This is a genomic window from Pseudomonas sp. GW823-FHT02C05, assembly GCF_058797595.1.
In genome coordinates this window covers 672,027-694,029 of the sequence record NZ_JBXAJU010000001.1, presented here as the reverse complement: position 1 = coordinate 694,029, position 22,003 = coordinate 672,027, and the positions used below count along the sequence as shown (strand labels likewise).

Here is a 22,003-nt window from a genome sequence, read left to right as displayed (position 1 = left end):
GCCGGGAGGGCGTATCAGTGGCGCTGGTTGGCGGCGTCGGCGGCCTTGATCAGGTCGGCGCCGATCTCGTCCTCGAACTTGCTCCACACCGGGCGCATGGTGTCGCGCCAGGCCTGGCGCTGCTCGGGGGTCAGTTCGATGATTTCGCTGGTCCTGGCCTCGACGATCTTCTGCCTGGCGCTCTGGTTCAGGGCCTCGGCCTGTTTGTTCACCTCTACCGAGACCTCGGCCATGATGGTTTCCAGCTCGCCGCGCACGTCCGCCGGCAGGCCGTTCCAGAAGCTCGCGTTGGTGATCACCATGTAGTCGATCAGGCCGTGGTTGGACTCGGTGAAGTACTTCTGCACCTCGTTGACCTTCTGGCTTTCATAGTTCGACCAGGTGTTCTCGGTGCCGTTGACGGTGCCGGTCTGCAGGCCCTGGTAGACCTCGGCGAAACTCATCTTGCGCGGGTTGGCGCGCATCGCCTTGAACTGCTCTTCGAGCACGCTGGAGGCCTGCACGCGGAACTTCAGGCCACGGGCGTCCTTGGGTTCGTGCAGGGGCTTGTTGGCCGACAACTGCTTCAGGCCGTTGTGCCAGTAGGCCAGGCCGAGAATGCCCTTGCCCTGCATCGAGGTCAGCAACTGCTTGCCCTCGGCGGCCTGGAAGCGGTCCACCGCCGCCAGGTCGTCGAACAGGAACGGCAGGTCGTAGATCTGGATCTTTTTCGTGTACTGCTCGAATTTGGCCAGGGACGGCGCCAGCATCTGCACATCCCCCAGCAGCAGCGCCTCCATTTCCTTGCCATCGCCGAACAGCGACGAGTTGGGGTAGACCTCGACCTTGACCCGCCCCGGCAGGCGCTCCTCGGCGAGCTTCTTGAACAGCAGCGCGCCCTGGCCCTTGGGGGTGTTCTCGGCCACCACGTGGGCGAACTTGATGATGATCGGGTTGCCGGTGGATTCGGCGGCCTGGGCCACCCCGGCAGCAAGCAATGCGGCGGCACAGAACAGCGCTCTTGAGAGCTTGAACATGGACTTCACCTTTTTATTGTTGTGATTGAGGGAAGAGTGCCTAAGGCATGGCGTATAGAGAATTTCGAATTTTTGATACCCGCGTTCACCCCCGCCGAACGCCCCTCCCCATGTAGGAACCGGCTTGCCGGCGAAAGGCCCCCGAGCCCTGCGCCGCTCCTGCCAGCGCCTTCGCTGGCAAGCCAGCTCCTACAACGGGCCGTGCCTGCGCAATCGGCGCCGCCCAACGCCCCGTAGGAGCCGGCTTGCCGGCGAAAGGGCCCTTAGCCCTGCGCCGCCCCCGCCAGCGCCTGCAAGGGGCAATTGAACCGCGGGCGCGTAACCCCTAAAGTCACGCCTCCCGATATCACTCTGAGATCGTCGATGACCGCCCTTCGCTTGACCACCCTGCATACCACCCAAGCGGTGCTGGACGCCTTCCGTGACAGCGACGTACCCGCCCAGGTGCTGCTGGAGGGCAGCGGCATCCAGCTGGCGGACCTGGAGCTGCCCAACAGCCTGATCAATATCAGCCAGGAAATGCGCGTGTTCAGCAACGCCGTGCAGTTTCGCCAGGACCTGGGGCTGGTGCTGGGGCGCAACCTGCACATTTCCGCCTACGGCATGTTCGGCCTGACCCTGCTGACCAGCGCCACCCTGCGCGAAGGCTGGTCCCTGGCGCTGCGCTACCCCTTGCTGCTGGGCACCTTCTTCCGCCTCGACCTTGAGGTCCGCGACGGCCTGGCCTGGCTCACCGCCGACCAGTACAGCGAAAGCGAACTTGAGGTGTTCAACACCGATTTCTGCATGTCGTCCTACCGGGTCACCTGCCAGGACCTGCTGGGTTGCTCCCTGCCCCTGCGCCAGGTGCAACTGATGCATGGCCCCCAGCCCTATATGGACAGCTACGAGCAGGCCTTCAATTGCCCGGTGCAGTTCAATGCCGGGCGCAATGCCATCGGTTTCGACCTGGAGTGGCTGGACCGGCGCCTGCCCCTGGCGGACCTGGTGACCCAGAACGACATGCTGCAACGCTGCATCCGCCTCAACGAGGAGCTCAGCGCGCGGCCGACCTGGATCGACCAGGTGCGGCGCATCCTCAATGAACAGCTGCACGCGGTGCCGGATTTCGACAGCCTGGCGCGCCAGGTGCACTGCTCCCCCAGCACCCTGCGCCGGCGCCTGCGAGCCCAGGACACCAGCTATCAGCAGTTGCTGGACGAGTTGCGCTACGCCCGCGCCCAGCAGTTGCTGGGCCAGCACAGCCTGCCCATCTACCGCATCGCCGAAGCCCTGGGCTTCAAGGAAACCGCAAGTTTCCGCCACGCCTTCCAACGCTGGAGCGGCGTCGCTCCCGGGCGCTTCCGCCAGCTGGCCGGCCAGCTCGGGCCGCTCTCGGACTGCGCCGAAGATTGACGCTAAATATCCCCTATTGACCGTTGCAAGCATTCTCTCTGCGACCTATCCGACGAAAAATGTCCGCCTCGGATGGTTCCGCTCATTTCGGACATGGAGTTGTCATATGAAATCGTTGCACACCGCCCTCTCCCGCCTCGCCACGGCCTGCACCCTCGGTGCCCTGGCCCTGGCCGCCTCTGTCACCGCCCAGGCCGCCCCCGAGCGCACGGTGAACATCTTCAACTGGTCGGAGTACATCGCTCCCAACACCATCAAGGATTTCCAGGCCCAGAGCGGGATCAAGGTCAAGTACGACATCTTCGAAAGCAACGAAGTGCTCGAAGCCAAGCTGCTGACCGGCAACAGCGGCTATGACGTGGTGGTGCCCTCCAGCGGTTTCGTCAGCAAGCAGATCAGCGCCGGCGCCTTCCAGCCCCTGGACCGCGGGCAGTTGCCGAACTGGAAGAACCTCGACCCGGCCGTGATGAAGCTGCTGGAGCAGAGCGACCCGGGCAACCGCTACGTGATTCCCTACATGTGGGGCACCAACCTGATCGGCTACAACCGCGACAAGGTCCAGGAGCTGCTGGGCAGCGACGCGCCGGTCAACAGCTGGGACCTGGTGTTCAAGGAAGAGAACCTGAAGAAGCTCAGCCAGTGCGGCGTGACCTTCCTCGACTCGCCCACCGAAATGCTGCCCCTGGCCCTGCACTACCTGGGCCTGGACCCCAACAGCCAGAACCCCGAGGACTACCGCAAGGCCGAGGCCATGCTGCTCAAGCTGCGTCCCTACGTGCGCTACTTCCATAGCGCCAAGTGGATGGGCGATATCGCCAACGGCAACATCTGCGTGGCCGTGGGCTACTCCGGCGGCTTCCTGCAGGCGGCCAACCGCGCCAACGAAGCCAAGAACGGCGTGCACATCGAAATGCGCATTCCCAAGGAAGGCACCCTGGTGTGGATCGACACCGTGGCCATTCCCGCCGGCGCCAAGCACGTGGACACCGCCCACGCCTTCCTCAATTACCTGATGGAACCCAAGGTCATTGCCTCCATCAGCAACTACGTCGGCTACCCCAACGGCGTGACCGATTCCAAGCCGTTCATCCAGCAGTCGCTGCTGGACAACCCGGACCTGTTCCCCAGCGCCGAGACCATGACCCGCCTCTACCCCCTGGCACCGCTGCCGGCCAAGGCCGAGCGCACCCGGACCCGGACCTGGGTCAAGGTCACCAGTGGCCGCTGAGTCATTCACTGCGAAGGCCCGCCAGGACGCCGCCAACGGCGTCCATGCCGCCTTTCCACGCCGTGGCGCAGCCCGCGCCCGGCGTGCTTGAACGAAGAGCCGAATATGCCGTTGCCCACTTCCAGCCAAGCGGCCCTGCCACACCTGTCGATCGAGGCGCTGCTGCAGGGTTTCGCCACCTTGCAGTTCACCCCGGTGGACGTGCTGCAGGCCGTGCTGGCGCAGATCGAGCGCCACGAGCCACAGCTCAACGCCCTCTGCGAACGCCAGGACCCGGCCTCGCTGCGCGCTGCCCAGGCGTCCACCGCGCGCTGGGCCGCCGGGCAACCCATGGGCCGGCTGGATGGCATTCCGATCCTGGTCAAGGACAACAACGACGTACAGGGCTGGCAGACCCGCAGTGGTTCCCGGGCCCTGGCCAACCGCTCGGCCATGACCCGGGACTCCAGCCTGGTGGCACGCCTGCGTGAAGCCGGGGCGATCTTCATCGCCAAGACCACCCTGCCGGAACTGGGCAGCACGCCCCTGACCGACAGCCCGTTGACCGGCATCACCCGCAACCCGTGGAACCTGGCCCTGCATGCCGGTGGCAGCAGTGGCGGCAGTACTGCGGGGGTCGCAGCCGGTTATGCCCCGGCCGCGACAGGCAACGATGCCGCCGGTTCGATCCGTACCCCGTCGAGCTTTTGCGGCGTGGTCGGGTTCAAGCCCAGCCATGGCCTGGTGTCCGCCTGCCCGAGCATCGACCCGGGCGGCATGGCCGCCGAAGGCCCGATTGCCCGCCACGTGCGCGACATTGCCCTGTTGATGGAGCTCATGGCCGTGCACGAGCCCGGCGAGCCCTTTGCCTGGCCCCATGGGCCCAGGGATTTCCTCAGCTCCATCGAGGACGGCGTTGCCGGCCTGCGCATCGCCTTCAGCGCCGACCTGGGCTACGCCGCCCATGTCGACCCGCAGATCGCCGCAGCCTGCCTGAACGCTGCCAGGTTGTTGCAGGAAGCCGGCGCCACCCTGGTCCTGGCCTCGCCGGACATCGGCAACCCGGCGCCGAACTACCTGCGGGCCTGGCCGGTGGAAGTGGCCTGCGCCGTGGCCCAGGAAATACCCGCCGAGGACCGCCATCTGGTGGGGGACTTTCTCCAGCAGGCCCAGGTCCGCGCGCGCCAGCTCAATGCCCTGGACTACGCCTGTGCGGTGCAAGAGCGCCACCGGGTGGCGCAGAAGCTTCACGCTTTCCTGGGTGAGTACGACCTGCTGCTGACCCCTGCCGCGGTGGTCGAACCCTTCGCCGTGGAACGCCTGCTGCCGCCGGACTGGCCGGAACAGATCAGCGCCATGTGGCAGCCCACCACCTTCCCGTTCAATTTCAGCCGCCAGCCAGCGTTGAGCCTGCCTTGCGCCCTGAGCGAGGCGGGCCTGCCCATCGGCCTACAGATCGTCGCCCGCTTCGGCCGCGACGCCCTGGTACTGAGGGCCGCACGGGCCCTGGAAAAACGGCTGCCCGAGGGGGTGTTCCGCCACCCCGCCGGGCTGCACGACGCCCCCCAGGCGTCACCCGCAAACCGCTAGACCCGCACAGAACACAATGCCGACGCCGGCCACGGCGAAGGCTCACGGACAAGGAGGTGGACCATGGATTCTTCAAGCAGTTGGTATCAAGACACCCAATTCGACCACGACATCTACGTGATGATCATTCGTGAACCGAGCTCTCCCAGCCTTGATCCCCATCAGTCCGGTTCCAGCTACAGCTACGTCGGCCGCCTCACCGGCCACGGCCAGCACCCGTGCTTTTCCGTGCACTTCGCCTGCCCGCCCTACGGCAATGACTACGCCAGCACTGAAGCCGCGCTGCAGGCCGGCCTGGCCCATGGCCGGGCGCTGATCGAGCACTGGCGCACCCGTGGGCGCAAGCCACCGGCACGCACCGCCGAAGTGGCGCTGTCCAGCTACAGCAACTGACGCACCAGGGCCCCTGGCTGGCAGGAGGGCAGCGGCTGTCGTAGGCTGCCCTGCCGCCCGTCCATGCACCATCACCTGGAGTGTCGATCCATGCCCTATATCAACCTGCAGATCACCAAGGGCGCCACGCGCCAGCAGAAGGCCCAACTGGTCAAGGAATTCACCGAATCCCTGGTGCGGGTACTGGGCAAGAAGCCCGAGCATACCCACATCGTGATCCAGGAAATCGACGGCAGCGATTGGGGGTTTGCCGGCGAGCTCAGCGACGACGACCAGGCCTGAGCCGCTGCTGGGCGCAGGTATCACGAACTCAGTCGCACGCCAGTGAGTTCAGGTAGTCCGTGGCCTGGCGGTACTTCTCCAGGCGCCGCAGGTCTTCGGCACCCGGTTCGGGGATGCGCGACAGGTCGCTGTTTTCCGCCAGATCCGCCAGCTTTACTTGCCGCGCCAGGGGGTTTGCGCCTGCGCGGCGGATGAACGCCGGGTAGTCCTCGCCGGCAACCTTGGTCAGCGCCAGCAGCGCCGCCAGCACCTCTTCGCTGAAGCCCTCGCCCCGCAACTGCTCCGGGGTGATGGGGCAGTCTTCCAGGACATCGTGCATCACCGCGACAATCCGCGCCTCGGGGTGTGTCAGGCGCAGCATCACGCGCAAGGGATGCAGGATGTAGGGCGCACCGCCCTTGTCGACTTGCCCGGCATGGGCCTGGGCGGCCAGCGCGATGGCCCGCTCCAGGCTGCTCATCGGACGCTACCGCAGGTGAATGGGGCTGAGCCGTGCATGGTGCCACCTCGATAAAAAGACCGCGCCATTCTACCTGCGCCGCGGCCCGGGCGCAGGCTCAGGCCATCGCCAGCAAGCGCTGGGCCCGCAGCAGCACCGGGGCATCGACCATCTGCCCATCCACCTGGTAGGCCCCGGCACCCTCGCGCCCGCCTTCCACCACCCGTTGGGCCCAGGCCAATTCCTCGGCGCTGGGCGCCAGGGCCTGGTGGATCACCGGCACCTGGGCCGGGTGGATGCACAGCGCACCGGCAAAGCCCATGGCGTAGGCGTGGCGGACCGAGGCGGCCAGGCCCTGGCTGTCGGCAATGCCGGGAAACACCCCGTCCAGCGGCGCCTGCAGCCCCGCCGCCCGGGAGTGCAGGATCAGCGCCAGCCGCGCCTGGTCCAGGGCGAACTGGGCCGCCGCCGAGCCGCTGCTGAGGTTGAGGTCCAGGGCCAGGTCCAGGCCGCCGAACGACAGGCGCTGGACCCCGGGGGCGCTGGCGATCTCGCCCAGGGCCAGCAAGCCCCGGGCACTTTCGATGATCGGCCAGACCAGGCGGCCGCTGGCGGCCACCCGCGCCACTTGGGCTGCGCTCTCGACTTTCGGCAGGAGAATGCCCACCACACCGGCATGGGCCTGGCAGAACGCCAGGTCGGCCAGGTGCTGGGGGTGCTCGGGTGCGTTGATTCGTACCCAGGCCCGGACCTGGGGCTGCGCCAGCAGGAAGCGCCCCAGGTGCTCTCGCGCCTGCAGCTTGAGGGGCTCCTCGACGGCGTCCTCGAAATCGACGATCACCGCATCGGCGCCACAGGCCAGGGCCTTGGCGAAGCGCTCGGGGCGGCTGCCGGGGACGAACAGCGCGGAGCGGACAATGGGGTTGGACATGTTCGGATCCTTGTTATTGGAAGACCAATGGCGGCCGGGCTTGCTGCCCGGCCCCTACGGCAAGAGCCTGGTGTTGCCCTGCCCTCCGTAGGAGCCGGCTTGCCGGCGAAGGCGATCTCAGGGGCCCCTTCGCTGGCAAGCCGGCTCCTACGGGGAGGTTGGGGTTCAGATGACTCCACGGGCCTGCAGTTGCTCGATGCCTTGCGGGCTCAGGCCCAGCTCGGCGAGTATCGCTGCGCTGTGCTGGCCCAGCGCCGGGACTGCGTCCATGCGCGGCGCATAGGCGCTGTTGCGCGCCGGTGGCAACAGCGCCGGCAGGCAGCCCGCCGGGCTGTCCACCTGGCGCCAGGCATCCCGGGCCGCCAGTTGCGGGTGCTGCCACACGCCCTGCATGTCGTTGACCCGGGCGTTGGCGATCTGCGCCTGCTCCAGCCGTTCGATCACCTGGGCGACGCTGAGCCGGGCAAAGCGCTCGACGATGATCTGGCGCAGCGCCTCGCGGTTGGCCGAACGCTTAAAGTTGGCGCCAAAGCGCTCGTCCGTGGCCAGTTCGGGCAGCTCCAGCACCTTGTCGCAGAAGGCCGCCCATTCCCGTTCGTTCTGCAGGCCGAGCATCACCGTGCCACCGTCACCCGCGGGAAACGGCCCGTAGGGGTAGATGGTGGAATGGGCCGCGCCGGCCCGGGGTGGCGGTTCGGCGCCTTCGAAGGCGTAGTACAGGGGGTAGCCCATCCACTCCACCAGGCTTTCCAGCATGCTGATGTCGATGCGGCTGCCCAGGCCGGTGCGCCCACGCAGCAGCAAGGCCGAAAGAATGCCGCTGTAGGCGTACATGCCGGCGGCAATGTCGGCGATCGAGCAACCGGCCTTGGCCATCTGCTCCGGTTCGGGGCCGCCGGTCACCGATACAAAGCCGCCTTCGCTCTGGATCAGCAGGTCGTAGGCCTTTTTCCGCTCATAGGGGCCGCCTTCGCCGTAGCCGGAAATATCGCAGACGATCAGCCGTGGAAAGCGCTCATGCAGCGCCTCGAACGACAGCCCCATGCGCGCCGCCGCCCCCGGTGCCAGGTTCTGCACCAGCACGTCGGCCCCGGCCAGCAGGCTGTCCAGCAGGCCCTCGGCTTCGGGCTGCTTGAGGTCCAGGCTCAGGCTTTCCTTGGAGCGGTTGGTCCACACGAAGTGCGAGGCCAGGCCCTTGACCCGCTGGTCGTAGCCCCGGGCGAAATCGCCGCTGCCGGGGCGCTCGACCTTGATCACTCGGGCGCCCAGGTCCGCCAGCTGGCGGGTGCAGAACGGCGCGGCAATGGCGTGTTCCAGGCTGACCACGGTGATGCCGTCCAGGGGCCGTGGCTGTGCTGTGTTGTCAGTCATGTTCGGTCCTCGCCCTGTTCGATGTCGGGCATTCAGAGCAGTGAGTTGAGATCGGCAGCGTCCCGCAGGGCCCAGACCCGACGGATCAAGGCATTGCCCTGCTCCGGGGTGCGGGCGCCGGAGAACTGCAGCAGGCGCTGGAACTTGTCTTCCAGCTCGGCCCGGGACAGGCCATTGCCCGGGTCACCCTTGGGCTCATCGATGGCGCCGTGCAGGGTGCGGCCGTCCACGCACTGCACCTCGACCCGGCCCAGCCAGCGCGCTGGATAGGCCGCATCGACTTCAGGGTCCAGCTGCATGCCGACCTTGTCGCGAAACGCCGCGACCCGGGGGTCGTTCAGCCCATGACGCTGGAACTCCGGCAACCCGGCCTTGCCGTGCACGGCGATCAGGCCGAGCACGGTGCCCATGGAGAACTTGGCCTGGTGCACGGTCTGCGGCACCTGGACCCGGCCCAGCACATCGATGGCACCCTGGTGCACCCGGGTCAGCACCCGGGCAATCTGCCCGTGTTCCAGGCCTTCGCGCTGCATCACCTCAAGCAAGGCATCGGCGGCGGGATGGGTGTGGCGGCACGAGGCGTGGAACTTGAACGAGGTTTCCAGCAGCGCCCAGCGGCTGCCCAGGCGGGCACTGAGCAATGCCGGTTCGGCATCCCGGGACATGCCGGCGGCCATGCCCTGCTCGCCTTCGAGGATATTGCGCGCGCCGCTCAGGCCGTCCCGGGTCAGGTAGGCGGCCAGCAGGCCATCGGCGGCGGCCTTGGCGGTGTGCAATTGCTTGGAGTCGGCGGCGTCGCGCAGAAACTCCCAGAGCCCGGCGGCCTGGGTCCCGGCGCTGCCCAGCAGGTTGATGAACTGCTCGCTGTCGAATTCCATCAGCTTGCCCACCGCCACCGCAGCGGCCAGGGTGCCGACGGTGGCCGTGGTGTGGAAGATCCGGTAGTGGGAACGGCCCATGAATTCGCCGATGCGGATCCCTGCCTCATAACCGGCCACCGCCGCCAGCAGCAGCTCGCGGCCGGACTTGCCCAGGTCCTGGGCCGCCGCCAGCGCCGCCGGGAACACCACGGTGGCCGGGTGCAGCACGGAGCTGTTGTGCAGGTCGTCCTGCTCCACCAGGTGCGAGGAGGCGGCGTTGACCAGGGCGGCGAAATACGCCGAGCTGCCGGCCCCATTGACCAGGATGCGCGCCGGGCCACTGGCCGGGCCCATGTGCCGGGCATAGGCCTCGAACAAGGGGATCGGGTGCGCGCCCTGGGCCGCCAGGGCCGAGCCCAGCCAGTCGAGGAACAGCTCTTGGGTGCGCAGCAGGACGCTTTCCGGCAGGTCGGCGTAGCGCAGGCCGGCAAGGAACCCGGCCAAGTCGTGGGTATGGCTCATGGGGGCTCCTTAGAAGCTGCGGGGCAGCTCCAGCAAATGCTCGGCGACGTAGGACAGGATCAGGTTGGTGGAGATCGGCGCCACCTGGTACAGCCGGGTCTCGCGGAATTTGCGCTCGACGTCGTACTCGCAGGCAAAGCCGAAGCCGCCGTGGGTCTGCAGGCAGGCGTTGGCCGCCTCCCAGGAAGCCTTGGCCGCCAGGTACTTGGCCATGTTGGCGCTGGCCCCGGCGTTGCCCCCGCTGTCGTATTCCTCGCAGGCGCGCCAGCGCATCAGGTCGGCGGCCTCGATCTCGATATGGGCCTCGGCAATCGGGAACTGCACGCCCTGGTTCTGGCCGATGGGCCGGCCGAACACCACCCGGTCGCGGGCATAGGCGCTGGCCTTGTCGATGAACCAGCGGCCATCGCCGATGCATTCGGCGGCGATCAGCGTGCGCTCGGCGTTGAGGCCGTCGAGGATGTACTTGAAGCCCTTGCCCTCCTCGCCGATCAGGCTGTCGGCGGGCAGCTCCAGATTGTCGAAGAACAGCTCGTTGGTCTCGTGGTTGACCATGTTGGCAATGGGCTGCACGGTCAGGCCGTTGCCGATGGCCTGGCGCAGGTCCACCAGGAAGATCGACATGCCTTCGGACTTCTTGCGCACCTCGGCCAGTGGCGTGGTGCGGGCCAGCAGGATCATCAGGTCGGAATGCTGAATGCGCGAGATCCACACCTTCTGCCCGTTGATCACGTACTTGTCGCCGCGGCGGATGGCAGTGGTCTTGATCTTGGTGGTGTCGGTGCCGGTGGTGGGCTCGGTGACGCCCATCGATTGCAGGCGCAGTTCGCCGCTGGCGAGCTTGGGCAGGTAGTAGCGCTTCTGCGCCTGGCTGCCGTGGCGCAGCAGGGTGAACATGTTGTACATCTGCCCGTGCACGGTGCCGGAGTTGCCGCCGCAGCGGTTCACCTCTTCGAGGATCACCGAGGCTTCGGCCAGCCCCAGGCCGGAGCCGCCGTACTCGGCAGGGATCATCGCCGCCAGCCAGCCGGCCTCGGTCAGGGCCTTGACGAAGGCTTCCGGGAAGCCCTTGCGCTCATCGATGCCGCGCCAGTAGGCGGCGTCGAATTCGGCGCACAGGGCACGCACGCCTTCACGGATGGCATTGAGTTCTTCAGTGTCATGGGGGGTCATCAATCGGCACTCCGCCTTTGCTTATTGTTGGAATTCAGTCGAACTGCACTTCGCCGCGCTGGGCCAGCCCGGAGCCGTCGCCGGCCCACAGTTCGGCGTGGCCAGGGGCGCTGATGCGCCCGCCGACCTCGAAAGGCTGCGGGGCAATCAAGGGCCGCAGGCCGCGGTAGGCGAAATGGCGCAGGCGCGCCTCGGGGTGGGCCCGGCAGAAGGCCCCCAGGCTCAGGGTGGCGATCAGCGGGCCGTGCACCACCAGCCCCGGGTAGCCCTCGGTGGCGGTGACGTAGGGATAGTCGTAGTGGATGCGATGGCCGTTGAAGGTCACCGCGCTGTAGCGAAACAGCAGGGTCGGCGTGGGCTCCACCGGCTCGCGCCAGTCGCCTTCGGGCAGCAGCTCGCCACTGCTCATTTTCGGCGGGGACGCTTCGCGGTAGACGATGTCCTGTTCTTCGCGCAGCGCCAGTTGGCCGTCCTGAAAATATTCGTGGCACAGGGTGACGAACAGCAGCTTGCCGGTGCGCCCGGCCTTTTCCTCGACCTGGAGGATGGTACTGGTGCAACTGGCCTCGGCGCCGGCCCGCAGCGGCCGGTGAAACGCCAGGCGGCCACCGGCCCACATGCGGTTGCGGTTGGCCGCCGGCGGCAGGAAACCGCCCCGCGCCGGATGCCCGTCGCCGCCCAGGGCCGAGGCCGGCTGTGGCTGCTGGAAGAAACACCAGTGCCACAACGGCGGCAGGGCCTCGCCCGGGGCCGGGGCGGGCTGGCCGAACGTGGCGGCGATGCGGGCCAGCAGGTTATGGCTGAGGTGGTCGTCGATCCGCTGGCTGCGGCCGATCCAGGCGCTGGGGTCGGTGGCACTCATGGTGGCAGGGTCCTGTGGCACGAAGGTGATGGCGGCCATCATGCAAGGGGCTGGCGCGTATGGAGAATTTGCATTTCTATAAACCGGCGTTCGTTTATGCTGAACGCCATTCGCCCCTACCCCTGCCTTCAGGAGCCCGGACATGCATTTCGATCTGGCGGACCTGCGCCTGTTTATCCATATTGCCGAATCCCCCAGCCTGACCCAGGGCGCGCGCCGCGCCTTCCTCTCGCCAGCGGCCGCCAGCGCGCGGATCAAGGCCCTGGAAGGCCAGCTCGAAACCCGCCTGCTGTACCGCGACAGCCGTGGCGTGGAAGTCACCCCCGCCGGCGAACGGCTGCTGCAGCACGCGCGGCTGATCATGCGCCAGGTGGATTACCTGAAAAGCGAATTCACCCAGTACGGCGGTGATTCCTCCGGGCACATCCGCATCTTCGCCAACACCACGGCGGTCACCGAATTCTTGCCGGAAGTGCTGGCGAAATTTCTCTCGGTACGCCCGGGAGTCACGGTGGACCTGCAGGAGCGCCTGTCCCGGGACATCGTTCGCGGTGTGCTGGACGGCACCAGCGACATGGGCATCATCGCCGGCCCGGTGGAAGCCAGCGGCCTGCAGGTGCTGCACTTCAGCACCGACCACCTGGTGCTGATGGTGCCCGTGGGCCACCCGCTGTCGGGGCAGGCTTCGGTGACCCTGGAACAGACCCTGGCCTACCAGCACATCGGCCTGCATGAAGGCAGCACCCTCTTGACCTTCCTGCGCGAGCACGTGGAGCGCCTGGGCAAGCAACTCTCGCTGCGCATCCAGGTGTCGAGCTTCGAAGCGATCTGCCGCATGGTGGAAGCCGGGGTCGGCATCGGCATCATTCCCGAGTCCGCGGCCTTGCGGCACAGCCGCACCATGCAGCTGGTGACGGTGAAGCTGGATGAAAGCTGGGCCGTGCGCGAACGCAGCATCATCGTCCGCGAACTGGAGGCCCTGCCCGGCAGCGTGCGGGCGCTGATCGCGACGCTGATGCCCGATGCCCGGAGCCCGCAAGCCTCGTGACCGGTGATCGCCCTGGCCGGCAGCGCAAGCAGAGACATTGATGCCGATCAAGTGCCCGCCTCGCCAGCGGAGTAAACCTGAAGCCAATCAGGGCTGTGTGCACAGCCCGCCCTTTGGCTCCGCGGAGACTTGACCATGCCCAGCACCGCTCTCGATACCCTCGCCCACCCGCCGTTCCCGGCGCAGCAAGGCCAATACTGGATCGACGCCCTGAACGATGGCAGCCATGTGCTGATCCGCCCGCTGCGGCCCCAGGACCGGGAGCGGGAAAAGGCCTTTATCGAAAACCTCTCCCCGGCCACCCGGCACCAGCGCTTTCTCGGCGAGATCAAGGAAGTGGGCGAGCAACTGCTCAATCAACTGATGGATGTCGGCACGCCGCAGCGGGTGGCTTATGTGGCCCTGGTCCACGACAACGGCGAACTGCGGGAAGTGGGTATCAGCCGCTACGCCCAGGTCGACGAGCAGCCCTCGCATTGCGAGTTCGCCGTGACCATCGCCGATGAGTGGCAAGGCAAGGGCCTCGGCGCGCTATTGATGCAGCACCTGATCGACGAAGCCCGCAACAACGGTTTCCAGCAGATGTACTCGGTGGATTCCGCCGCCAACTACAGCATGCGCCGCCTGGCAAAACAGCTGGGCATGCGCAGCGCCATCGACCCCGATGACGCCACCCAGGTGATCCACAGCCTGGCGCTGTAACGCCAGAGCGCTCCGCGCCTCGGCCCGAGGCGCGGCCGCATTGCCCGCAGAACCGCCCCGCCGCCGATACTGAAGTCAAGCCACAGCCGACAGGTGCTCGTAGAGAATTCCCGAGCCGACGATGATCAGCACCACCCCGCCCAGCACTTCGGCGCGCTGGCCCATCACCGTGCCAATGGCGCGGCCCAGCATCACTCCCAGGGTGACCATGGTCATGGTGGCCAGGCCGATGGCGCTGGCCGCGACCCAGATGTTGACGTTGACGAACGCCAGCCCCACCCCCACCGCCAGGGCATCGATGCTGGTGGCCAGGCCGGTTACCGCCAGCAGCCAGAAGCCGTGCTGGCGCGGTTTTTCTTCCTCGGCCTCGGCCTGCTGGCGGGTGCCGTTGTAGATCATGTGCAGGCCCAGCAACAGCAGCAGGCCGAAGGCGATCCAGTGGTCCCAGTTGGCCACCCATTGAGTCGCGGCCTGGCCGATGAACCAGCCCACCACCGGGGTGATGGCTTCAATGACGCCGAAGATCAGGCCGATGCGCAAAGCTTCCAGCAGGCGCGGCTTGAGCATGGCCGAACCCTTGCCCACCGCGGCGGCGAAGGCATCGGTGGACATGGCGAAGGCAAGAAAGATGATCGAGGCTGGGTTCACGTTGAGTCTTCCGGTCGGGCTTGAGTCCACGACATGCCCACGCGCCCGACTTCAGCGCAGGTATGTCGATGGTCTCACCAACCGAAACGGTGCCCGTACCACGGCAGGTTGCCGAGAATGTTGATACGGGCGCCACCGCAGGGCGCGGTGGCAGGTTACTCCCCAAAGAGGCGCGCAGCTTAGCCGGGCACATGTGAAAATTTCATCAGCAGCGCGCCACGACAGCTGCTCGCACAGCGGCTAGCCTGTGCAATCCACCCGTTGATTCGTGGAGGTACCCCATGCAACTCCAGGGCTCCTGCCATTGCGGCGCCGTGCACTTCAGCCTGTCCAGCCGCCATCCCTATCCCTACCAGCGCTGCTACTGCTCGATCTGCCGCAAGACCCAGGGCGGTGGCGGCTACGCCATTAACCTGGGGGGCGATGCGGCCAGCCTCAAGGTACGTGGGCGCAAGCACATCGTCATCTACCATGCCCGGCTCAAGCCCACCGGTGCCGCCCGGGCCCACAGCAGCAGCGCCGAACGGCACTTCTGCGGGCGCTGCGGCTCCGGGCTGTGGCTGTTCAGCCCGCAATGGCCGGAGCTGATCCACCCTTTTGCCTCGGCCATCGACACCCCGTTGCCGGTGCCGCCGCAACACACCCACTTGATGCTCGACTCCAGGGCGCCCTGGGTCGAGGTCGATGCCGGGGCGCACGACCTGCAGTTCGCCGAATACCCCGAGGAATCGATTGCCCAGTGGCACCAGCGCCTGGGGCTGGAGGCCTGAGCGCAACCGGGGCTTAACAGTCTTTGACAGTTTCCCGACAAAGCTGTCAAAGACTGCCACGCCCCCCTTCCCTAGCATCCGCTGATCCAATTGGCCCTCGGGTGCTGCATGTCCCGCAAACTTCTCGGCCTGCCGCTGGTGGGCCTGCTCTTGAGCAACCTCGGCTGCAACGGCCAGCCTCCAGCGCCGCCGCCCATCGCGCCCGGCGATTACGCCAGCATCATCGGCTACCTGAAGCAGTACATCCCGCAACAGATGGCCGAACATCAGGTGCCCGGGCTATCCATAGCCCTGGTGGACGGCCAGCAACTGATCTGGGCCCGGGGCTTTGGCTTCGCCGACCAGGCCCGGGGCCTGCAAGTGACCGAAAACACCGCGTTTCGCGCCGGTGCCCTGTCGCAATTGCTGACTGCCACGGCGGTGATGCAACTGGTGGAACAAGGGCGCCTGCAACTGGACGCGCCGCTGCAGGACACCCTCAGGGAGTTCTACGTCCGCTCGCGCTTCCACGAGGACCAGAACGCCGCCGACCGGGCCGTGACTCTGCGCCGCCTGCTCAGCCACCAGGGCGGCATTCCCAGCGAATACCTGCGCGACGCACGCACCCCCAACGCCCTCGACGAACTGCCGGGAAAGCTCAGCGGGCTGTGGCTGAGCAACGCTCCGGGAACCCAGACCGCCTACTCCAACCTCGGTTATGCTCTGCTCGGGGCAGCGGTGGAGCGCAGCAGCGGCGTGGATTTCGAACAGCAGTTGCAGAAGAGCCTGCTGCGCCCACTGGGCATGAGCCAGTCGAGCTTTGTCGGGGACAGCCGCGCCCAGCCCTACCGGGCAAGAGGCTATGAAGACGGTGTCAGCAGCGATGCCCTGGTCCGCGACCTTTCCGCCCAGGGCCTGTGGAGCAGCCCGCGGGACCTGAGCCGCTATGTGCGCATGCTGTTCGCCCAGGGCCGGTACCAGGACCGCCAACTGCTCTCGGCGGCATCCATCGACGAAATGGTGCGCACGCAGAACGCCGGCAACCCGCTGGATTTCGACTGCCAGGTAGGCCTTGGCTGGTTCCTGTCGCCCTGCGGCGAGGAATGGGTCCGGCCAGATATGCGCACCTGGCAGCAAAGCGGTTTCGGCGAGGGCTTTCATGCCCGGATCAGCGTGCTGGCCGAGCAGCAGCTGGCGGTGATCGTGATGAGCAATTCCGACAGCGGCGAGGCCCTGGCCCAGCCCCTGGTGCCCCAGGTACTGCGCATGCTGCTGCAGGCCCACGGCGCCCCGCCACCGCCACCGCAACCGGCCACGGCCCCCCAGGCCCAGCAACGTCAGGTTCCGCAAGCGGCGGATCGCCGGCACCTGGCGGGCTTCTATGCCACCCGCTGGGGTGTGCTGCGGATCCGCGACCAGCACCAGCGCCTGTACGCCGAGCTGGCCGGCGAGCGCTACGAACTGCTGCGTGACGAACAGGGCTGGCTGCGGGTGCGCAAGAAGCGCCTCGGGCTCTGGCCCCAGGACCTGGGCCCGCTGGGGCAACTGCAACTGGACGTGATGCAGGTCCAGGGCCATCGGGTGTTCACCGCCAAGAGCCACGGCCAGTTGCTGGCGGTGGGAGAACGGATCGAGCCGGTGCCCCTGACGGACAACTGGCTGGCCACGGTCGGCACCTACCAGGCTCTGAGCGACGCCCCCGGCGAACCGCCCATCAACGGCATGGACATCGCCCTGGAGGACGGCTTCCTGATGATCCGCAGCCTGCAGCAAGGCCGTCCCCTTACCGACTACATCCTCGCCCCGGTGGACAACGCCCACGCGGTGATCGCCGGCAACGGCCCGGGCCTGGGCGACACCGTGCGCCGCCAGGTCAACGGCGTGAACGTCCTGGGCTACTCATTCAAACGCACCTATAACGCCAACCACCTGAGGTTCTGACCCTTCATGAAAACCCTGAAACACTCCACCACCGCCGCCTTGTGGGCCGGCACCCTGGGCCTGAGCACGGTCTGCGGCACGCTGCACGCCGAAGACTGGAAGTACGGCGTGCACGCCGGGGTGGCCAGCGTGCCGCGCTACAGCGGCAGTGACGAACGCGCCCTGGCGCCGATTCTCGGCGGCGAGATCATCAGCCCCTGGGGCGTGTTCCTCAATACCGACCAGGGCCTGGGCTGGGGCAACGAATGGGGCGACCTGTCGTTCAGTACCTGGGTCGGCCCGAGCGAATCACGGCGCGACAAGAACCACCTGGGCCAGGGCTCCAAGCGCCTCAAGGGCATGGGCGAAATAAAGACCCGGGCACAGTTCGGCGCGCACCTGGGCTATGACCTGGGGCCGTTCGAACTGGGCGCCACCCTGACCCACGCGGTGAAGAAGAACGACAACCGCGACACCGGCTCGGCCTACAGCGCACTGGAACTGAGCATTGGCAGCAACCTCTACCAGGGCCGCTTCGGCAGCCTGGATGCCAGCCTCAACAGCCTGTTCGGCAACGCCGACTACCTGCAGACCTGGTACGGGGTGAGCGACACCCAGGCGGCCCACAGCCGCTTCGGCGCCTACCGGGCCAAGGGTGGACGGGTCAGCAGCGGCGCCGACCTGGCCTGGACCCTGCCTCTCAATGAGCAGACCAAGGTCTCGACCCTGCTGTCGATGAAGTACTTGAGCAAGGAAGCCGGCGACAGCCCGATCGTCGACCGGCGCATGCAGACCGGCATCGCCACTCAAATCGAGTACAGCTTCTGAGAAAGGCAGCGATGCGGCCCGTGATCACGGGCCGCGTTGCTGCGCAGGTTCAGGGCACCGTGCACAAACCTCAGTCGAGGTGGGCCCAGGTCATGCGGAACGAGGCGCCGCCCCATTGCGAATCCACCACTTCGACCTTGCCGCCGTGCCATTGCGAGACCCGCCGCACCAGGGCCAGGCCCAGCCCGAAACCGCCGGTACGCCGGTCACGGCTGGCATCAAGGCGGGAAAACGGCTCGAAGATCTTCTCCCGGCCATCCACCGGCACCCCGAGGCCATCATCATTGACCCGCACTTCGTAGCCATGCTCCAGGCGCACCAGGGACACCTCCACCCGGCGGTCGGCGTAGCGAATGGCATTGCGCAGCAGGTTGATCACCGCCCGGGCCATGAAGCGCGGTTCGATGCGCACGTACTCCACCTGGCAGGAGCGGATCAGCAGTTGCACCCCGGCCGCCTCGGCCTCCAGGGCCACGCTGCCGACCACGCTGTCGAGCCAGCTCTGGGCCTGGATGTTTTCCCGGTTGATGGTGGCCGCGCCATGTTCCAGGCTGGCGTAGCTGAGGAGTTCGGAGACCATTTCCTCCAGCTCGCCGAGGTCGGCATACATGTCGGCGATCAACTCGCGGTTTTCATCCGGATCTGGTTGTTGCTGCAACTGGTCCAGCTCGAAGGACAGCCGGGCGATGGGCGTGCGCAGTTCGTGGGACACTGCGTTGGTCAACTCGCGCTGATTGGCGATCAGCCCCTCGATGCGCGCCGCCATGCGGTTGAAGTGCTGGGCCAGGTCGCGGATGTTGGAACGCCGCGACAGGTGCAGCCGGGTGCCCAGGTCGTTGTCGCCAAAACGTTCGGCGGCCAGGCGCAGGCGCTCCAGGTCGCGCCAGTGCGGGCGCACCCAGAAGTACAGGACGATGGCCAGCAGCGCGCCGAGCAAGGCATAGGCGGCGATGTTGTAGAGCAGGGTCAGGGGCGGGTCTTCCGGCAGCTTGATGCTCAACAGTTGCTTGCCACCGTCGATGCTGCCGATGAATTCGGTGAACTCCTCGCGCACCACCAACTGGTTGGAATCCAGCAGGGCCTGTTCGCGCACGCTCAGGTCCAGGTCGTCGGCCTGCACCAGTTTGAGCAGCAGCCCGTAGTGCGGCTTGAGCTGCTCCAGCTGCTGTTGACGCCCGGCCTCGTCGAACGGCCGCAACTGTTCGCTCAGGCTGTAGGCCGGCCCGCGCACCGCATCGCGGTTGTAGGACTCGATCAGGTCGGCGGCCAGGTAGTTGATGAAGATGTGTTGCACCGCGGTCATGGCCCCGGCGAAGCCCAGGGCCAGGAACAGGTAGAGCCCCAGAAACAGACGCAGCATTCAAACCTCCCAGGCGAACGGATTGAACAGGTAGCCCTTGCCCCACACGGTCTTGATGCACACCGGCTCGCGCGGGTTGTCCTTGAGCTTGCCCCGCAGCTTGCTGATGTAGACGTCGACACTGCGGTTGAGGCCGTCGAACTCGATGCCGCGCATGCGGTTGAGGATGTCGTCCCGGGACAGGGTCTTGCCCGGCGCGCTGGCCAGCAGCCAGAGCAGCTCGAATTCCATGGTGGTCAGTTCCACCGGCTCGCCCGCCAGGCGCACCTCGCGGCTGTTGCGGTCGATGCTCAGCACGCCGAATGCCAGGGCCCCGCGCAGGGTGGTGGTTTCCGGCACCTGGCGCCGTTGCAGGGCCCGCAGGCGCGCCAGCAGCACCGCCGGTTTTATAGGCTTGATCACGTAGTCATCGGCGCCGGATTCCAGGCCGAGAATGTGGTCCAGGTCGTCTTCCTTGGCGGTGAGGATGACGATGGGGGTGTCCGCCACGGCGCGGATTTCCCGGCACACGTGCAGGCCGCTCTGGCCGGGCAGCATCAGGTCGAGCACCACCAGTTTCGGTTTGAATTCGAGAAATGCCGCCAGGGCGGTATCGCCGCGGTGGACCGTCAGCACTTCAAAGCCGTGCTGGGACAGAAAATGCGCGATCAGCCCGGCGAGCTTCTCGTCATCTTCCACCAGCAACACCTTGCCAAGACCCAGGTTTTCCATATTTGCCAATCTGTGAACGCACAATTTGTGCGCGCGCATTATAGGGGGCAAGAGGTTAAGGAAAGGATAACGCAAGCCACAAAACCCGGGACGTGCAGCGGTTTTGCGCGATATTTCATTCTTTTAAGAGTTTTTAACAATTTGCCCCTGCTTTTACACAAGGGCAGTCGTTCACCAGGCCGGCACGCCACTGTGAAAACGGAACTCCGGATCCGGCGACTCGATCAGTTCCTGCTCCGCCGCCCGCACCCGGTCGATGACCTGGGCGATGTCCTTGGCGTCGCCATACTGATAGGCCAGCTTCAGGTAGCCCTGGTAGTGCCGGGCCTCGCTTTTGAGCAGGCCGAAGTAGAACTTGCCCAGCTCCTCGTCCAGGTGCGGCACCAGGGCTTCGAAACGCTCGCAGCTGCGGGCTTCGATAAAGGCGCCCACCACCAGGGTGTCCACCAGCTTCACCGGCTCGTGGCTGCGCACTACCTTGCGCAGGCCCGAGGCATAGCGCCCGGCATGCAACTGGCGCAGCTCGACCTTGCGCTTCTTCATCAGGCGCAGGACCTGCTCATGGTGCACCAGCTCTTCCCGGGCCAGGCGCGACATCATGTTGATCAGGTCGACATGGGCGTGGTACTTGGCGATCAGGCTCAGGGCGGTGCTGGCGGCCTTGAACTCGCAGTTCTTGTGGTCGATCAGCAGGGTTTCCTGGTCGGCCAGGGCCGCCTGGACCCAAGCGTCGGGCGTGCGGCAGCCAAGAAAGTCGGGAATTTCAGGAAAGTTCATCGGCGCATTTCCGAACAATCAGCCATCACCGCAAAGCGGCAGGCAGCACTATCAGTGATCGTTAACATGAGGCTCACGGGACAAAAGGCTTCATAGCGAAAGGCCGGCGATTATACCGGCCGGGCCGCAGACCACCAGCGGCCGCGATTGATATGCATCAACATCCGGCCCGGGCGCCAGCAACTATAGTTGTGCACGCTAGGGTCTGTTCCCGTTTGGTGACGAGCCGCGTTGCTGGGCCAAACGGGAACAGACCCTAACCGTTCATCCCTTCCTGGAGATCCCGATCATGCAAAGCATCCGCAGTATCCTGGTGGTCATCGATCCCACGCCCGGCGAAAGCCTTGCCCTCAAGCGCGCCAAGCTGATTGCCGGGGTCACCCAGGCCCACCTGCACCTGCTGGTCTGCGACAGAAAGCACGAGCATTCGGCGCTGCTGAGCGTACTCAAGAGCAGCCTCACCGGCGAAGGCTACAGCGTCACCACCGAGCAGGCCTGGAACGAAAGCCTGCACGAAACCATCATCGATGTGCAGCAGGCCGAGGGCTGCGGCCTGGTGATCAAGCAGCACCTGCCGGACGCCCCGCTGAAGAAAGCCCTGCTGACCCCGGCGGACTGGAAACTGCTGCGCTACTGCCCGACCCCGGTGCTGCTGGTCAAGACCGCCACGCCCTGGGTCGGCGGCGTGGTGATGGCCGCCATCGACGTCGGCAACATGGACGGCGAGCACCGGGCCTTGCACGCCAGTATCGTCGACCACGGCTTCGATATCGCCAGCCTGGCCAAGGCCCAGTTGCATGTGATCAGCGCTCACCCGTCGCCGATGCTGTCGGCCGCCGACCCGGTGTTCCAGCTCAAGGAAACCATCGAGGCGCGCTATCGCGAGCAGTGCAAGGCGTTCCAGGCCGAGTTCGACATCGACGACGCCCACCTGCATATCGAGGAAGGCCCGGCCGATGTGCTGATTCCCCACCTGGCCCACAAGCTTGGCGCCGTGCTGACCATCATCGGCACCGTGGCCCGCACCGGGATTTCCGGGGCACTGATCGGCAACACCGCCGAAGTGGTGCTCGACTCCCTGGACAGCGACGTGCTGGTGCTCAAGCCGGCGGACATCATGGATCACCTGGAAGAGCTGGCGGCCAAGGCTTGAGCCCCCTCTCCGCAACGCCATCGCGTAATCTGCGCCGTCCATGACGGCGCTTTCGTCGACATGCCA

The 22,003-nt window shown here is 66.4% G+C and carries 22 protein-coding genes and 1 riboswitch; of the genes, 11 read left to right on the top strand and 11 right to left on the bottom strand.

Annotated elements, in window-relative coordinates:
- Positions 1-14 precede the first annotated feature (14 nt).
- On the bottom strand, positions 15-1,016 hold the full coding sequence (locus AC1RGE_RS03420) for a TRAP transporter substrate-binding protein (RefSeq protein ID WP_210482181.1): 1,002 nt from the start codon (positions 1,014-1,016) through the stop codon (positions 15-17).
- 363 nt (positions 1,017-1,379) lie between these two features.
- On the opposite strand from AC1RGE_RS03420, the gene AC1RGE_RS03415 reads away from it, so the two are divergent.
- From AC1RGE_RS03415 to AC1RGE_RS03395, 5 genes are all read left to right on the top strand, one after another.
- Entirely contained in the window at positions 1,380-2,411 is a 1,032-nt protein-coding gene (locus tag AC1RGE_RS03415) for an AraC family transcriptional regulator (RefSeq protein WP_036996300.1), read from the top strand.
- Between the two features lie 106 nt (positions 2,412-2,517).
- Positions 2,518-3,639 carry a polyamine ABC transporter substrate-binding protein gene (locus tag AC1RGE_RS03410; protein ID WP_011060952.1) on the top strand — a complete coding sequence of 374 codons (1,122 nt, stop codon included), beginning with the start codon at positions 2,518-2,520 and terminating at the stop codon, positions 3,637-3,639.
- A 105-nt stretch (positions 3,640-3,744) separates the two neighbouring features.
- Positions 3,745-5,208 (top strand): amidase, encoded by a 1,464-nt coding sequence (locus AC1RGE_RS03405; protein WP_492583337.1) that lies wholly within the window; start codon positions 3,745-3,747, stop codon positions 5,206-5,208.
- A gap of 63 nt (positions 5,209-5,271) precedes the next feature.
- Positions 5,272-5,601 (top strand): hypothetical protein, encoded by a 330-nt coding sequence (locus AC1RGE_RS03400; RefSeq protein WP_011060950.1) that lies wholly within the window; start codon positions 5,272-5,274, stop codon positions 5,599-5,601.
- Between the two features lie 90 nt (positions 5,602-5,691).
- Complete coding sequence (locus AC1RGE_RS03395; protein WP_011060949.1) at positions 5,692-5,883, top strand: tautomerase family protein; 192 nt, start codon at positions 5,692-5,694, stop codon at positions 5,881-5,883.
- A gap of 28 nt (positions 5,884-5,911) precedes the next feature.
- Here the strand turns inward: AC1RGE_RS03395 and AC1RGE_RS03390 are convergent, their stop codons facing one another.
- The 6 genes from AC1RGE_RS03390 to AC1RGE_RS03365 all read right to left on the bottom strand — a co-directional run bounded on the left by AC1RGE_RS03390 (position 5,912) and on the right by AC1RGE_RS03365 (position 12,041).
- The gene (locus AC1RGE_RS03390; protein WP_492583335.1) at positions 5,912-6,343 is read right to left on the bottom strand and encodes an HD domain-containing protein; all 432 of its coding nucleotides are present in this window, start codon (positions 6,341-6,343) and stop codon (positions 5,912-5,914) included.
- A gap of 97 nt (positions 6,344-6,440) precedes the next feature.
- Positions 6,441-7,253 (bottom strand): HpcH/HpaI aldolase/citrate lyase family protein, encoded by an 813-nt coding sequence (locus AC1RGE_RS03385; RefSeq protein ID WP_123473258.1) that lies wholly within the window; start codon positions 7,251-7,253, stop codon positions 6,441-6,443.
- A 165-nt stretch (positions 7,254-7,418) separates the two neighbouring features.
- A complete protein-coding gene (locus tag AC1RGE_RS03380) occupies positions 7,419-8,624 on the bottom strand; it encodes a CaiB/BaiF CoA transferase family protein (protein WP_103407501.1) in 1,206 nt (401 codons plus the stop codon).
- 32 nt (positions 8,625-8,656) lie between these two features.
- Positions 8,657-10,006, bottom strand: coding sequence for an MmgE/PrpD family protein (locus AC1RGE_RS03375; protein ID WP_015635353.1), 1,350 nt, complete (start codon positions 10,004-10,006; stop codon positions 8,657-8,659).
- A gap of 9 nt (positions 10,007-10,015) precedes the next feature.
- Positions 10,016-11,179 carry an acyl-CoA dehydrogenase family protein gene (locus AC1RGE_RS03370; RefSeq protein WP_011060944.1) on the bottom strand — a complete coding sequence of 388 codons (1,164 nt, stop codon included), beginning with the start codon at positions 11,177-11,179 and terminating at the stop codon, positions 10,016-10,018.
- Between the two features lie 34 nt (positions 11,180-11,213).
- The gene (locus tag AC1RGE_RS03365) at positions 11,214-12,041 is read right to left on the bottom strand and encodes an HTD2 family dehydratase (RefSeq protein WP_041752747.1); all 828 of its coding nucleotides are present in this window, start codon (positions 12,039-12,041) and stop codon (positions 11,214-11,216) included.
- A 142-nt stretch (positions 12,042-12,183) separates the two neighbouring features.
- Between AC1RGE_RS03365 and AC1RGE_RS03360 the strand changes: the two genes are divergently transcribed.
- A complete protein-coding gene (locus AC1RGE_RS03360) occupies positions 12,184-13,089 on the top strand; it encodes a LysR family transcriptional regulator (RefSeq protein ID WP_019093783.1) in 906 nt (301 codons plus the stop codon).
- Positions 13,090-13,224: 135 nt separating this feature from the next.
- Positions 13,225-13,791, top strand: a complete 567-nt coding sequence (locus AC1RGE_RS03355; RefSeq protein ID WP_011060939.1) for a GNAT family N-acetyltransferase — start codon at positions 13,225-13,227, stop codon at positions 13,789-13,791.
- Between the two features lie 75 nt (positions 13,792-13,866).
- Here AC1RGE_RS03355 and mntP read toward each other — a convergent pair whose 3' ends face one another.
- On the bottom strand, positions 13,867-14,439 hold the full coding sequence (gene mntP / locus AC1RGE_RS03350) for a manganese efflux pump MntP (RefSeq protein WP_492583333.1): 573 nt from the start codon (positions 14,437-14,439) through the stop codon (positions 13,867-13,869).
- A 10-nt stretch (positions 14,440-14,449) separates the two neighbouring features.
- A riboswitch (yybP-ykoY riboswitch) is annotated at positions 14,450-14,610 on the bottom strand.
- Positions 14,611-14,720: 110 nt separating this feature from the next.
- On the opposite strand from mntP, the gene AC1RGE_RS03345 reads away from it, so the two are divergent.
- From AC1RGE_RS03345 to AC1RGE_RS03335, 3 genes are all read left to right on the top strand, one after another.
- Positions 14,721-15,209 (top strand): GFA family protein, encoded by a 489-nt coding sequence (locus tag AC1RGE_RS03345; RefSeq protein WP_019093781.1) that lies wholly within the window; start codon positions 14,721-14,723, stop codon positions 15,207-15,209.
- A gap of 108 nt (positions 15,210-15,317) precedes the next feature.
- Complete coding sequence (locus tag AC1RGE_RS03340) at positions 15,318-17,129, top strand: serine hydrolase domain-containing protein (RefSeq protein ID WP_103291097.1); 1,812 nt, start codon at positions 15,318-15,320, stop codon at positions 17,127-17,129.
- Positions 17,130-17,135: 6 nt separating this feature from the next.
- On the top strand, positions 17,136-17,936 hold the full coding sequence (locus AC1RGE_RS03335) for a MipA/OmpV family protein (RefSeq protein ID WP_492583331.1): 801 nt from the start codon (positions 17,136-17,138) through the stop codon (positions 17,934-17,936).
- A gap of 70 nt (positions 17,937-18,006) precedes the next feature.
- Here AC1RGE_RS03335 and AC1RGE_RS03330 read toward each other — a convergent pair whose 3' ends face one another.
- The 3 genes from AC1RGE_RS03330 to AC1RGE_RS03320 form a co-directional block, all read right to left on the bottom strand.
- Positions 18,007-19,296: an ATP-binding protein gene (locus tag AC1RGE_RS03330; RefSeq protein WP_492583329.1), complete on the bottom strand. Its 1,290-nt coding sequence runs from the start codon at positions 19,294-19,296 to the stop codon at positions 18,007-18,009.
- Entirely contained in the window at positions 19,297-20,007 is a 711-nt protein-coding gene (locus AC1RGE_RS03325; RefSeq protein ID WP_011060933.1) for a winged helix-turn-helix domain-containing protein, read from the bottom strand.
- A 171-nt stretch (positions 20,008-20,178) separates the two neighbouring features.
- Positions 20,179-20,784, bottom strand: a complete 606-nt coding sequence (locus tag AC1RGE_RS03320; protein WP_011060932.1) for a MiaE family protein — start codon at positions 20,782-20,784, stop codon at positions 20,179-20,181.
- A 289-nt stretch (positions 20,785-21,073) separates the two neighbouring features.
- Between AC1RGE_RS03320 and AC1RGE_RS03315 the strand changes: the two genes are divergently transcribed.
- Positions 21,074-21,937: a universal stress protein gene (locus AC1RGE_RS03315; protein ID WP_011060931.1), complete on the top strand. Its 864-nt coding sequence runs from the start codon at positions 21,074-21,076 to the stop codon at positions 21,935-21,937.
- Positions 21,938-22,003: the final 66 nt, after the last annotated feature.

Coding starts and splice junctions, on each gene's coding strand:
- AC1RGE_RS03420 (WP_210482181.1), bottom strand. CDS start 1,016: ATGTTCAAGCTCTCAAGAGCGCTGTTCTGTGCCGCCGCATTGCTTGCT.
- AC1RGE_RS03415 (WP_036996300.1), top strand. CDS start 1,380: ATGACCGCCCTTCGCTTGACCACCCTGCATACCACCCAAGCGGTGCTG.
- AC1RGE_RS03410 (WP_011060952.1), top strand. CDS start 2,518: ATGAAATCGTTGCACACCGCCCTCTCCCGCCTCGCCACGGCCTGCACC.
- AC1RGE_RS03405 (WP_492583337.1), top strand. CDS start 3,745: ATGCCGTTGCCCACTTCCAGCCAAGCGGCCCTGCCACACCTGTCGATC.
- AC1RGE_RS03400 (WP_011060950.1), top strand. CDS start 5,272: ATGGATTCTTCAAGCAGTTGGTATCAAGACACCCAATTCGACCACGAC.
- AC1RGE_RS03395 (WP_011060949.1), top strand. CDS start 5,692: ATGCCCTATATCAACCTGCAGATCACCAAGGGCGCCACGCGCCAGCAG.
- AC1RGE_RS03390 (WP_492583335.1), bottom strand. CDS start 6,343: ATGAGCAGCCTGGAGCGGGCCATCGCGCTGGCCGCCCAGGCCCATGCC.
- AC1RGE_RS03385 (WP_123473258.1), bottom strand. CDS start 7,253: ATGTCCAACCCCATTGTCCGCTCCGCGCTGTTCGTCCCCGGCAGCCGC.
- AC1RGE_RS03380 (WP_103407501.1), bottom strand. CDS start 8,624: ATGACTGACAACACAGCACAGCCACGGCCCCTGGACGGCATCACCGTG.
- AC1RGE_RS03375 (WP_015635353.1), bottom strand. CDS start 10,006: ATGAGCCATACCCACGACTTGGCCGGGTTCCTTGCCGGCCTGCGCTAC.
- AC1RGE_RS03370 (WP_011060944.1), bottom strand. CDS start 11,179: ATGACCCCCCATGACACTGAAGAACTCAATGCCATCCGTGAAGGCGTG.
- AC1RGE_RS03365 (WP_041752747.1), bottom strand. CDS start 12,041: ATGAGTGCCACCGACCCCAGCGCCTGGATCGGCCGCAGCCAGCGGATC.
- AC1RGE_RS03360 (WP_019093783.1), top strand. CDS start 12,184: ATGCATTTCGATCTGGCGGACCTGCGCCTGTTTATCCATATTGCCGAA.
- AC1RGE_RS03355 (WP_011060939.1), top strand. CDS start 13,225: ATGCCCAGCACCGCTCTCGATACCCTCGCCCACCCGCCGTTCCCGGCG.
- AC1RGE_RS03345 (WP_019093781.1), top strand. CDS start 14,721: ATGCAACTCCAGGGCTCCTGCCATTGCGGCGCCGTGCACTTCAGCCTG.
- AC1RGE_RS03340 (WP_103291097.1), top strand. CDS start 15,318: ATGTCCCGCAAACTTCTCGGCCTGCCGCTGGTGGGCCTGCTCTTGAGC.
- AC1RGE_RS03335 (WP_492583331.1), top strand. CDS start 17,136: ATGAAAACCCTGAAACACTCCACCACCGCCGCCTTGTGGGCCGGCACC.
- AC1RGE_RS03330 (WP_492583329.1), bottom strand. CDS start 19,296: ATGCTGCGTCTGTTTCTGGGGCTCTACCTGTTCCTGGCCCTGGGCTTC.
- AC1RGE_RS03325 (WP_011060933.1), bottom strand. CDS start 20,007: ATGGAAAACCTGGGTCTTGGCAAGGTGTTGCTGGTGGAAGATGACGAG.
- AC1RGE_RS03320 (WP_011060932.1), bottom strand. CDS start 20,784: ATGAACTTTCCTGAAATTCCCGACTTTCTTGGCTGCCGCACGCCCGAC.
- AC1RGE_RS03315 (WP_011060931.1), top strand. CDS start 21,074: ATGCAAAGCATCCGCAGTATCCTGGTGGTCATCGATCCCACGCCCGGC.